Raw genomic sequence first — 12,148 nt, 5'->3', positions numbered from 1 at the left:
GCGGCTTGGCAAACGTTCAGGCCGCCCGATGTAGAGAAAAGTTCCGACGGAGGACGACATGGCTACCGAAACAACAGGTGCCGTCAGCTCATGCGTAGGTCCCGATGGCTCAGCCATCGGCATGCCGCAGCTTTGCTTTGAATGGTTCCCAAACCAGATTTTCTGGCTCGTTCTCACTCTTGTAGTGATCTTTCTTGTCCTGTCCCGCATCGCGCTTCCGCGCATCGCTGCGGTTCTGGCAGAGCGTTCAGGGACGATCACCAATGACATCGCCGCCGCTGAAATGTTGAAAAACAAAGCAGGCGAAGCGGAAGATGCGTACAACAAGGCCCTTGCAGATGCACGCGCAGAAGCGCAAAACATCGTGGCAGGTGCCAAAGCAGAGATTCAAGCTGATCTCGACGTGGCGATTGCGAAAGCAGACGCAGAGATTTCCGCGAAAGCTGCTGAATCGGAGAAGGCAATCGCCGAGATCCGTGCCGGCGCAATGGCAAGCGTTGAAGAAGTCGCCAAAGACACAGCCGCAGAGATCGTCTCTGCGCTGGGCGGCAAAGCAACAGCAAAAGACGTGGGCGCGGCTGTCGCTGCCCGCATGAAAGGGTAAGTCATGCGCATTACATCACTTGCACTGCTCACCGCAGTAACGGCGCAGCCTGCTTTCGCAGCGTCTGGTCCGTTCTTTTCGCTCGGCAACACAGACTTCGTCGTATTGCTCGGTTTCTTGCTATTCCTCGCGATCATCGCTTACTTCAAAATCCCTGCGCTTCTTGGCGGCATGCTTGATAAGCGCGCTACTGACATTCGCGACGAATTGGATGAAGCGAAAGCCTTGCGTGAAGATGCACAGAAATTGCTCGCCTCTTACGAGCGCAAGCAAAAAGAAGTGCAAGAGCAAGCAGATCGCATCGTCGAAGCGGCCAAAAAGGACGCGGCTGTCGCTGCGGATCAAGCGAAAGAGGATCTCAAAGCCTCCATCGCGCGTCGTCTCACGGCGGCAACAGACCAGATCGCTTCTGCTGAAGCAGGTGCCATCAAAGAAGTGCGTGACACAGCCATTGGCGTTGCAATTGCAGCTGCGAATGACGTGATCGCGAAGCAGATGACTGCAAAAGACGGTTCCGCGCTTATCGATGACGCGATTGGCGAAGTATCCAGCAAGCTGCACTAAGCACTTTTACAAACAGTTTTGAATTCGCCCGGCCTTCGCGCCGGGCTTTTTCTTTTTCATCTTCCTGTTTTCAGAAATAGCCTGAGGGTTCGAGCCGCTTTAGCCGCTCATTAAGCGTATGTAATTGCACGCTCATCTTGACTCTTAACGCTTCCCACACAACGATGCCTAAATGACATCAAACTCCCTCCGCCCGATCACCGAGAACCCCGATCTTGGTATCACGATGCCCGATGGCACGCGCCTTTCTGCGCGTACTTGGATACCGGACAACGCAACAGACGCCCCCGTCCCTGCGATCCTCGAATTTCTACCCTACCGCAAACGCGATGGTACGACCGCGCGCGATTGCCTGACGCATCCTTACTTTGCCAAGCGCGGCTATGCCTGCATCCGCGTCGACATGCGCGGGAATGGGGATAGCGAAGGGCTGATGGCGGACGAATATAGCGCTCAAGAACTCGATGATGCCGTCGAAACAATCAAATGGCTCGCCACACAACCGTGGTGCAACGGCAATGTCGGGATGATGGGAATCTCTTGGGGAGGTTTTAACGCGCTACAGGTCGCAGCCCTCCAGCCCGATGCGCTGAAAGCGATCATCACGCTGTGTTCCACAGTGGATCGCTACGCCGACGACATCCATTACAAAGGCGGCTGCCTGCTGAATGAAAACCTTGGGTGGAGCGGGACGATGTGGTCTTATTCCTCGCGCGCGCCTGATCCTGCGTTGCGCCCTGATGATTGGCGCGAAATCTGGCTTGACCGGCTTGAGAATGAGCCATTCCTAGCGGCGACATGGCTCGATCATCAACGACGCGATGCCTATTGGCAGCACGGCTCAGTCTGCGAAGACTACACTGCAATCAAAGCCGCAACGCTTGCCGTTGGGGGTTGGGGCGACGCCTATAAAAATGCACCACCTGCTTTGATTGAAAACCTCGATGCACCTGCGAAAGCGATCATCGGGCCGTGGGTCCACAAGTATCCGCATTTTGCGATTCCAGAGCCACGTATTGGCTTCCTGCAAGAAGCCCTGCGCTGGTGGGATCACTGGTTGAAAGGGATCGATACTGGGGTTGAGAATGACCCGCTCTACCGACCCTACCTGATGGACTCTGTTACGCCAAAGTCATGGTACACCGAGCGTGCAGGCACTTGGCTTGCGATCAATGAAAAGCCGTCAGACCTTGCGCGCGAGACGTGGCATCTTGGGGATCACACGCTTCAAGACACAGCTGAGCCGTTCGAGGCAACGATCAGTTCGCCCCAAACTTGCGGGGCCCATTCGGGCGAATATTGCGCGATCTGGCTGGGGCCGGAACTGCCGGACGATCAACGCAGCGATGATGCAATGTCGGTTGTATTCAAATCTGAACCGCTCAACGCGCAGCGCGATATCGTCGGTGCACCACAGATTACACTCACGCTGAGCAGCGATACGCCGCAAGGCCAAATCGCCGTGCGCTTGCTCGACATTCAACCCAATGGTGCCAGCGCGCGTATCACTTATGGGGTGCTCAATCTTTCACATCGTATCAGCCATGCAACCCCCAGCCCGATGACGCCTGAGAGGGCGGAAGAGGTCACGCTCGATCTTGATCATATTGCTTATCGTTTGCCAAAAGGTCACCGGCTAGGCATCGCGATTTCCACTGCCTATTGGCCCCTCATTTGGCCCAGCCCAGTGGCAAGCACGCTAACGCTAACCCAAGGATCGCTGAGCCTGCCGCTTCGCCCAAGCGACGACACGGATGAGTGGACGTTCGAGGCTCCAGAAGCGGACACGCCTTGGCAAGTTGAAACCATCCGCGAAGGGTCAAACAGCCGTAAAACCGTCACCGATTGGACCACGGGTATTGTCACTCTCGAAATTGTGGATGACTTCGGCAAAGTCAAAGACGGCGATCATGGGCTGATCAACGGCTCTGTTGCGCGCGAATGGTGGTCCATCCATCCTGATGATCCGCTGAGTGCGCATGGCCGCACGCATTGGACTGACGAGCTAGAGCGCGAGGGAATCACTTTGCGGACCGAAGCAACGTCAGAAATGGCATCAGACGCTACTCATTTCCATCTCAAGGCTCGCTTGGAGGCCTTTGAAAACGATGAACTTATCTTCGAAAAAGACGTGCAACGCAGCACTTTGCGCGACAACTTGTAAAAGCGTGATGGCGAAAAAAGCAATTAACCCTTGCGAGGTGCGCTGCAATCCGCATTGTTAATGACACTAATATGAAAACCGCCTGCTTTAAAACGACGGCGGATCAAAATAGCTAACTGGGAGACTTCTTATGCAAGATCAACTCGACTACCTCGCAAAACGTGCGAGCGCAGGCAAACTGTCACGCCGCGACTTTATGGGCAAAGCGTCTGCACTCGGCGTCAGCGCCGCAGCTGCGAGCACGATGTTCGCAACTGCTGCGAAAGCTGCAAGCCACAAAAAAGGTGGCGATCTAAAGATCGGCTCCACAGGCGGTGAGAGCACGAACTCGCTCGATCCAGCGACATATGCAAGCCAAGTACCGTATCACAATGGTCGTCAGTTCGGTGACACATTGGTAGAAGTGTCTGCGACGGGCGACATCGAAGGCCGTCTCGCAACGAGCGTAGAGAGCACGCCAGACGCAAAAACATGGATGTTCAAACTGCGCCAAGGCGTTGAATTCCATAACGGCAAGACAATGACCGGCGAAGACGTCATGAAAACGATGGAGCGTCACTCCAACGAAGATTCAAAGTCCGGCGCACTGGGTGTGATGAAAAACATCGAAAGCATGAAGGTTGAGGGCGACACGTTCTCCGTCACGCTGAAGAATGCAAACGCTGACCTTCCGTACCTGATGGCGGATTATCACCTGATCATTCAGCCAAACGGTGGCATGGACAACCCTGCCGAAGGCGTTGGCACAGGCCCATATAAGATGGAAGTTGACGAGCCGGGTGTGCGTCACATGTACTCCAAGTTCGCGAACTATTGGGGTGATGATGGTCACTTTGATTCCGTCGAAATCCTCGCGATCAACGACGCAACTGCACGTACAGCAGCACTTCAGTCCGGTCAGGTTCACCTGATTAACCGTCTTGAGCCTAAGATTGCTGGCCTTCTGTCGCGCGCACCTGGTGTGTCGGTTCAGTCTACGCCGGGCCGTGGTCACTATGTGTTCATCATGCACACAAACACTGCACCGTTCGATTCCAAAGAACTGCGCCTTGCGCTGAAATACGCGATCAATCGTGAAGAAATGGTTGAGAAGATCCTGCGCGGATACGGTTCTGTCGGCAACGACATGCCAATCAACGCAGCTTATCCTTTGTTCGACAGCTCGATCCCACAGCGCATGTATGATGTGGATAAAGCGAAAGAGCATTACGCGAAATCCGGTCATGATGGCTCACCCATTATTCTGCGCACAGCTGACGGTGCCTTCCCGGGTGCGGTTGAAGCAGCGCAGTTGTTCCAACAGTCTGCACAAGCCGCAGGTATCCCGCTTGAAATCAAGCGCGAGCCAAATGATGGTTACTGGTCTGAAGTTTGGAACAAGCAGCCGTTCTGTGCATCCTATTGGGGTGGCCGTCCGGTTCAGGATCAAATGTACTCGACTGCGTATCTGTCTTCTGCGGATTGGAACGACACGAAGTTCAACAACCCTGAGTTTGACGCCAAGCTGCTCGCAGCCAAGGCAGAGCTCGACCTCACGAAGCGCAAAGCGCTTTATTCCGAGATGGGTAACATCGTGCGTGACGAGGGTGGTCTCATCTGCCCAATGTTCAACGACTTCATCGACGGCGTCAGCGACAAGCTGGTTGGATGGGAAACCGATCCAAACGGCGAGCTGATGAACGGTCAGGTCACACGCAAGCTGTCCTTCGCGTAAGGTCGGGAACGCAAATGCACCCGATTTTGAAATTGGTGTCCCAGCGCTTAGCGCTGGGGCTCCTGCTCCTCCTCGCAGCGTCTGCGTTGATTTTTGTGGGAACACAAATTCTTCCCGGCGACGTTGCACAATCCATTTTAGGCCAATCGGCGACCCCCGAAGCATTGGCTAATCTACGAAAAGATTTAGGCCTGAACGAACCTGCTTTGAGCCGCTATTTCAGTTGGCTTGGCGGTGCGATTCAAGGCGATCTCGGTACAGCCCTGACCAATGGTCAGGATATTGCAACCTCCATGGGCAAACGGTTGGGTAACACGTTGTTCCTTGCGTTCTGGGCCGCTGTTGTGTCCGTACCGTTGGCGATTTTCCTTGGTTTAGTGGCCGTTCGTTACAAAGACCGCTGGCCTGACAAGATGATTTCAGCCGTCACCTTGACCTCGATTTCCATTCCAGAATTCCTGATCGGCTACGTTTTGATGTATTTTGTCGGCGTAAAGCTGGGCTGGGCACCCTCAGTGGCGATGATTAACGACAGCATGAGCCTTGGCCAAAAGCTGCATGCGATCGCCTTGCCTGTGACGGTTCTAACGCTTGTCGTGCTTGCGCATATGATGCGCATGACCCGCGCGGCAATTCTGAATGTGATGCAATCCGCTTATATCGAGACGGCTGAACTCAAAGGTCTGAGCAGCTTTCAAGTCATTTCGCGTCACGCTTTCCCGAATGCGATTGCACCGATCGTGAATGTTGTCATGCTCAACCTTGCTTATCTCGTTGTGGGCGTAGTCGTCGTCGAAGTGGTGTTCGTTTATCCCGGCATGGGGCAGTATCTGGTCGATCACGTCGCCAAGCGTGATGTCCCTGTTGTGCAAGCCTGCGGCCTTGTGTTCGCGGCCGTTTATATTTTGCTCAACATGGTTGCTGACATTGTTTCTATCCTTGCCAACCCGCGCTTGCGGCACCCGAAATAGGAGGAGCGGACATGTTCAAGAATATCCCAATTTCCGCCCTCATCGGTCTGTTCTTTACAGGTCTTTATTTCTTCATCGCAATCTTTGCGCCCTGGCTTGCCCCTTATGGCATGGCCGAAGCGGTAGGCGACGTATGGGAGCCAGCCTCTTCCAAGCATTGGCTGGGCACTGACAGCATCGGGCGCGACCTGCTGAGCCGTATGATCTACGGCGGGCGCACGACAATCTTTATCGCGACGGCTGCAACGATCCTTAGTTTCACGCTCGGGTCCTGTCTTGGACTATTGGCAGCCGTGATGGGCGGTTGGGTCGATCAGGCAATTTCGCGCTTTGTGGATTTGATCATGTCGATCCCGTCTTTGATCTTTGCATTGGTTGTTTTGTCCGTGATGCCTGTGACCATTCCAGTTTTGATCGTTGTGATGGGCCTCTTGGATTCCACACGCGTTTACCGTCTTTCACGCGCGGTCGCTGTGGACATCAACGTGATGGATTACGTCGAAGCCGCGACACTGCGCGGTGAGGGAAAATCTTGGATAATCTTCCGCGAGATCCTCCCCAACGCTCTTAGCCCCTTGGTCGCTGAAATGGGCCTGCGCTTTATTTTTGCGGTCCTTTTCGTCTCGACCCTGTCGTTCTTGGGCCTTGGCGTGCAACCCCCCGGCGCAGACTGGGGCGGCATCGTCAAAGAAAACAAAGATGGCATCGTTTACGGCATCCCTGCTGCGCTGGTCCCCGCTTTTGCGATTGCAACCCTCGCAATCTCTGTGAACCTCGTGGCGGATTGGGTGCTCAACAGAACCACCTCTCTCAAAGGAGGACGCGGATAATGAGCGATCCACTCCTCAAAGTACGCGGTCTGAAAATTGGCGCAACGGTTTATCCCCCCGATGCCAAACCCCATAAGATCAAGATTGTGCATGGCGTCGATTTCGAGCTGCAAAAGGGCAAAGTGCTTGGCCTGATCGGTGAATCCGGTGCCGGAAAATCCACCATTGGACTTTCGGCTCTAGGCTACGGGCGTGGCGGTGTGGAACTGACGGACGGCGAAGTCTGGGTCAACGGACGTGACATCCTCAAAGGTGGCATTGGCGATTTGCGCAAACTGCGCGGCGCAGAGGTGACCTATGTGGCCCAATCCGCCGCTGCCAGCTTCAACCCTGCCAAGAAGATCATGGATCAGGTTGTTGAGGCCTCCGTGAGCCAAGGCAAATTCAGCCGCGCGGATGCGGAAGCCAAAGCGCGTTTGCTCTTTGACAAGCTTGGTCTGCCCGATCCTGACAACATTGGCTCTCGCTATCCGCACCAAGTCTCAGGCGGTCAGCTTCAACGCTGCATGACCGCGCTCGCGCTCTGCCCAGAGCCTGACTTGGTGGTGTTTGATGAACCAACAACAGCGCTTGATGTAACCACCCAAATCGACGTGCTTGCAGCGATCAAAGAAGCGATCCGCGATACAGGTGTCGCTGCTTTATATATCACGCATGACCTTGCTGTCGTTGCGCAGGTGAGTGATGAAATCATGGTGCTGAAGATGGGCAATATGGTCGAATACGGCACGGTCGATCAGATCATCAACCACCCGCAAGAAGACTATACCAAAGCGCTCGTTTCCGTGCGCTCGATCAATCATGAAGAAAAGACACCAACCCAGCCGATCCTGAGCGCCAAGAACATTACAGCGCGCTACAAGGGTACGAAATTCGACGTTCTGCATGACGTGAGCATTGATATTTCACCGGGTCAAACTTTGGCCGTTGTTGGGGAATCCGGCTCTGGTAAATCCACACTCGCGCGTGTGATCACTGGCCTGCTTCCACCAAAGGGCGGCAGTACGGATTTCGCGGGTCGTACTTTGACACCGGATCAACCAAGCCGCTCACGCGAGGATCTGCGTGAGCTTCAGATGATCTACCAAATGGCCGATGTTGCCATGAATCCACGCCAAACAGTTGGCACGATAATCGGACGCCCGCTGGAATTCTACTTCGGCATGAAGGGCGAAGAGAAACGCAAGCGTATCGCGGAGCTCTTGGAAGAAATTGAGATGGGCGATGGCTTCATCGATCGTTACCCTGCTGAACTCTCAGGCGGTCAAAAACAACGAGTCTGCATTGCGCGCGCGCTGGCAGCCAAGCCCAAGCTTATCATCTGTGATGAAGTTACATCCGCGCTCGATCCGTTGGTCGCTGATGGCATCCTTAAACTGCTGCTCAATCTGCAAAAGCGCGAGGATGTGGCTTATCTGTTCATCACACACGATCTCGCGACAGTGCGCGCAATCGCCGATAGCATCGCGGTAATGTACCAAGGCAAAGTTGTGCGCTACGGCACCAAGTCCGAGGTCCTGAGTCCTCCGTTTGATGATTACACCGATCTTTTGCTCAGCTCAGTCCCTGAAATGAAAATCGGCTGGCTTGAGAACGTCATTGCAACCCGTAAAATGGAAAGCGCTGGGAACTAACAAGAAACGACCCACTGCTTCATCTTTCTAAATAAACTTCTGCCGGAGGCTCCTATGGATCGCAAATTGCTCCTCATCATCCTTGATGGTGTCCCCCTGCGCAATTGGGCGCGTTTGTTTGGTAATCTTGAGGGCTGGGTGGCAAACGGAACCGCACAAAAATGGACAATGACCAGCGTGCTTCCGTCTATTTCGGCCAGCTGCTACGCGTCGATCCACACAGGTGTCACACCGCAGGAACATGGCTGTACCGGCAACGGAAACGTCTTTCGCATAACGCAACCTGATCTCTTTTCCGAAATCAGAAAGGCGGGTGGCACAACTGGGGCTGTCACGCATTCATTCTGGTCAGAATTTTTCAACCGCCATCCTTTCGATTACGTGCGCGACATCGAGTACGATGAACCCGAAAGCAATACGATAAACCACGGTCGTTTTCATTCAATGACGGGTTATGGGCAGGCCAATCAGATGACACCGTCTGATCTTGATCTCTTCGCCACGCTCACCAATCTCGCGGGTCGGTTTGATTTGAACTACGGGATCTTGCACACGTGCACGCTCGATAGCATGGGGCACCGCTTTCAACATGAAAGCCATGAAATGGATCACGCGTGTTTTGTGATGGATGAGATGCTCGCCCCTTTCATTCCGCGTTGGCGCGACATGGGATACGAGGTGATCGTGACCGCAGATCATGGACAAGACGCGCGTGGGCATCATGGCGGGAACAACCCACTGCAACAGGAATTTGCGCTCTATTATTTTGGTGATGCGCAAGGTCCAGACGCACAGACGCCACTACACCAGCTACAGCTTGCTCCAAGCATCCTAAATCGACTTGGCGCACCGATCCCTGCCAGCATGAAGGCAGACCCTTTCCTCCCTGCGTGACGCCCCGATTTTTCTAGAAAAATCGCGCGCGCCGTTAGTAAGGCCACTCACCTGCAGCCAATGCAGAGATCGCTTGCGTAATACGGGTGAAACTCGCGCTTGATCGCTCGGACGTGTGGCGCGCGCGCAAATGGCCATGCACCAGTCCAGCCTCATCAACGCGGTGGACAGGCACGCCTGCGGCTCTCAGAGCTTCTTCGTAATCAATACCATCATCGCTCAATGGATCGCATTGCGCCGTGTTGATCACTGTCGGCGGCAATCCGTCAAACGTGGTATCATGAAGCGGCGCATAGCGCGGATCACCAACAGGCTCGTCCCCTGCAAGTCGCACATTGCGGTAAATCATAATATCATCACGCGTCAGCATAGGTGCATCCGCAAACACCATGTAAGAGCCTTTGTCGAAATCACCGCCCAGACCCGGATAAACCAACACCTGTCCTTTAATCGCCACCTCAGAGCCACGTGCCATATGTGAGACACAAGCGGCCAAGTTGCCCCCTGCGCTATCGCCGCACAGCACAACAGCTTTGCCTGTTTCAGCAAAAACAGCCCGCGTCGCGGCCATTGCATCGTCAAACATTGCGGGATGTTTATGCTCTGGGGCCATGCGGTAATCGACAGATACCACATCCAAACCCGTCGCCGCGCAAATCTCGGCGCACACATCATCATGGCTCTCCAAGCCGCCAACAACGAACCCGCCACCGTGGAAATACATGACCACAACATCGCTGCCACTATTCGTATAATGTCGGCACGGCACGCCACCATAGACGCGATCCGTCGTGCTCACGCCATCGGGGTAGTCCACGCGAAACGCAGCGCACATGCCGTCATAAATGCGGCGCTGGTCCTCAACACCGTAAGTGGCTGTGTCGGGTGGGTAAAAACTATTGGTTTTCTCGATGAACGCCCAAATCTCTGCATCAATTAGCTTTTGATAATCGGCCATCACGCCCTCCCGTTTCTTCATGTTTCAGCAAGACCACCAAAGCGAACATAGTCAAGCCAACCCCACCAAGAATGAGGCCGCGCGGCGCGCCGTGCCCCAATGCAATTTCCCATAAAATCACCCACGACGGGATGAGATAGGTGTAGGCCATCACCTTTGCACCCGGCAATCTGAGAGAAGCGAATTGGCCCAGAACAAAGGTCGCCGCTGTCGCGAAAATCGACACATACAGGATGGTGATCCAGACGATGTTGGGCAGAGCCGCGTAATCGGTGCTCCAAAGTGCGGACCAGCTCCACACCAAAAGCACCAAAATACCGCCAATTGTCGTTCCGAATGAAAACAGGATCGCGCTCTCGCCTCGGTTCAGTAAACGCACAAGCGGGATGTAAATCGCGTGGCAAATGCAGCCCCAAAAATAGATGATCTCGCCCTTTCCGACTTCAAAGAGCATGAAAGCAGACCAATCGGCGCGAAAAATCACCCAAAGCGCGCCGAGCGCACCAATGGCGAGACCGCCCGCGATGCGCGGCGTCGTGATTTGTCGTAGCAACACGTAAGAGGCCAGCGCCGTCAAAATCGGTGTCAGCGTAAACACTGCTGCCGCAGAAACAGCTGGCGCTGTTTTCAAGCCTGCAAACATAAGCACAAAGTAGGTCGCAAACACACCACCCAACAGAACATACCGCCAAACAGCCGTCACATTTTCTGCTTTAAGCTCGCCCCGAAAACCACAAAGCGCACCAAGCACGAGAGTCGCGATGCCAAAGCGCAAGACTGTCACAAGTTCCGGCGCAATGAACGGCGAGGCAAGTGCGCCGAGCGAAAACGACCCCGCAACCAACATGGAGAACAACAGCATCGCACCATGTCCGCGCAGAGCATCGTTCATGACATATCCCAACTTTTCGCCTGTTCTTTTACAAAGCGCAAAAAGGCTTGGACCTTAGCCGTTCGGTGTAGATCGACATGCGTGACCAGCCAAAGCTGTGCATTCCAATCATCACGCGCAGGCGCGACTTGCACCATGCCTTTATGGGCCGCAGCATCATGGGCATTCATGAACCCGATGCCCGCGCCTGCACGAATGGCAAGTTCCATCGCGCGGTTATCGGTGGAGCGGAACACAACGTTTTCACGCGGAACATTCTTGATCAGCCATTGGAAAAACGGTGATCCGTTACTCTCGGAATCGTGCCCGACAAAACGATGTTTGTTATATTCGCTTTCATCCTTGGGCATGCCATAGCGGTCGATATAGCTTTGCGAAGCATAAAGCCCGATGGGTTGTTTGACAAAAGCTTGCACGACATTGTCCGGTTGGTCCGGCACGCTTCCTGCGCGTACCGCGATATGCGCCTCGCCGTATTCAAGCCGGAACAAGCGTTCACCCGTTAGATAGCGAAGAGTGACATCAGGGTAGGTTTGTTGAAATGCGGTGAGCGCCGGTGCCATCATCGGCGCAAGGCCGATGAGTGATGTCACCACCAGTTCGCCTGAGACTTCATCACCTTTGCCCTTTACGCGCCCTGCAAGCTGGCTGAATTGCTCGTCCGTGGCCTGCGCCACGCGGCATAGGTCCTCGCCTGCTTCCGTCGCCGTATACCCGCGCGCGTGACGTTGAAACAGCTTCACCCCAAGGCGCGCTTCGAGAGCATCCACATGGCGAATGACCGTCGCATGATGCACGCCGAGCACGTCTGCCGCACCACTCACGGTGCCCATTTTGGCCACTTGATAGGCCGTGCGCACTTCGTCCCAGTTGTCCATTCATCTAGCCTTTTGTGCATTCATCAACGCAGTGACTGTACTTTC

11 protein-coding genes are annotated in these 12,148 nt (G+C 54.5%); 8 read left to right on the top strand and 3 right to left on the bottom strand.

All coding sequences use genetic code 11. The features are described from left to right. Positions 1-58 precede the first annotated feature (58 nt). The 8 genes from PFRI_RS09080 (at position 59) to PFRI_RS09045 (ending at position 9,375) form a co-directional block, all read left to right on the top strand. Positions 59-604, top strand: a complete 546-nt coding sequence (locus PFRI_RS09080) for a F0F1 ATP synthase subunit B' (RefSeq protein WP_072630387.1) — start codon at positions 59-61, stop codon at positions 602-604. A gap of 3 nt (positions 605-607) precedes the next feature. After that, on the top strand, positions 608-1,168 hold the full coding sequence (locus PFRI_RS09075) for a F0F1 ATP synthase subunit B (protein ID WP_072630386.1): 561 nt from the start codon (positions 608-610) through the stop codon (positions 1,166-1,168). A 172-nt stretch (positions 1,169-1,340) separates the two neighbouring features. Continuing rightward, positions 1,341-3,332 carry a CocE/NonD family hydrolase gene (locus PFRI_RS09070; RefSeq protein WP_072630385.1) on the top strand — a complete coding sequence of 664 codons (1,992 nt, stop codon included), beginning with the start codon at positions 1,341-1,343 and terminating at the stop codon, positions 3,330-3,332. A 130-nt stretch (positions 3,333-3,462) separates the two neighbouring features. Then, positions 3,463-5,046 (top strand): ABC transporter substrate-binding protein, encoded by a 1,584-nt coding sequence (locus PFRI_RS09065; protein WP_072630384.1) that lies wholly within the window; start codon positions 3,463-3,465, stop codon positions 5,044-5,046. A gap of 14 nt (positions 5,047-5,060) precedes the next feature. Next, on the top strand, positions 5,061-6,017 hold the full coding sequence (locus PFRI_RS09060) for an ABC transporter permease (protein WP_072630383.1): 957 nt from the start codon (positions 5,061-5,063) through the stop codon (positions 6,015-6,017). An 11-nt stretch (positions 6,018-6,028) separates the two neighbouring features. Beyond that, positions 6,029-6,847 carry an ABC transporter permease gene (locus tag PFRI_RS09055; protein ID WP_072630382.1) on the top strand — a complete coding sequence of 273 codons (819 nt, stop codon included), beginning with the start codon at positions 6,029-6,031 and terminating at the stop codon, positions 6,845-6,847. Then, positions 6,847-8,481, top strand: a complete 1,635-nt coding sequence (locus PFRI_RS09050) for an ABC transporter ATP-binding protein (protein ID WP_072630381.1) — start codon at positions 6,847-6,849, stop codon at positions 8,479-8,481. The genes PFRI_RS09055 and PFRI_RS09050 overlap by 1 nt, the downstream gene beginning before the upstream one ends. A 54-nt stretch (positions 8,482-8,535) precedes the next feature. Continuing rightward, positions 8,536-9,375, top strand: a complete 840-nt coding sequence (locus PFRI_RS09045) for an alkaline phosphatase family protein (RefSeq protein ID WP_072630380.1) — start codon at positions 8,536-8,538, stop codon at positions 9,373-9,375. 34 nt (positions 9,376-9,409) lie between these two features. On the opposite strand, the gene PFRI_RS09040 is transcribed toward PFRI_RS09045, so the two are convergent. The 3 genes from PFRI_RS09040 to PFRI_RS09030 are packed head-to-tail and all read right to left on the bottom strand — an operon-like array spanning position 9,410 to position 12,103. After that, positions 9,410-10,333 (bottom strand): alpha/beta hydrolase, encoded by a 924-nt coding sequence (locus tag PFRI_RS09040; protein ID WP_072630379.1) that lies wholly within the window; start codon positions 10,331-10,333, stop codon positions 9,410-9,412. Beyond that, on the bottom strand, positions 10,308-11,225 hold the full coding sequence (locus PFRI_RS09035; RefSeq protein WP_072630378.1) for a DMT family transporter: 918 nt from the start codon (positions 11,223-11,225) through the stop codon (positions 10,308-10,310). Before PFRI_RS09035 ends, PFRI_RS09040 begins: the two co-directional genes overlap by 26 nt. Further along, positions 11,222-12,103: a LysR family transcriptional regulator gene (locus tag PFRI_RS09030; protein WP_072630377.1), complete on the bottom strand. Its 882-nt coding sequence runs from the start codon at positions 12,101-12,103 to the stop codon at positions 11,222-11,224. The genes PFRI_RS09035 and PFRI_RS09030 overlap by 4 nt, the downstream gene beginning before the upstream one ends. Positions 12,104-12,148 lie beyond the last annotated feature (45 nt).

The organism is Planktotalea frisia, assembly GCF_001890925.1.
Lineage (GTDB): Bacteria > Pseudomonadota > Alphaproteobacteria > Rhodobacterales > Rhodobacteraceae > Planktotalea > Planktotalea frisia.
The sequence above is the reverse complement of the archived record's forward strand: the minus strand, read 5'-3'. Positions and strand labels throughout refer to the sequence as shown.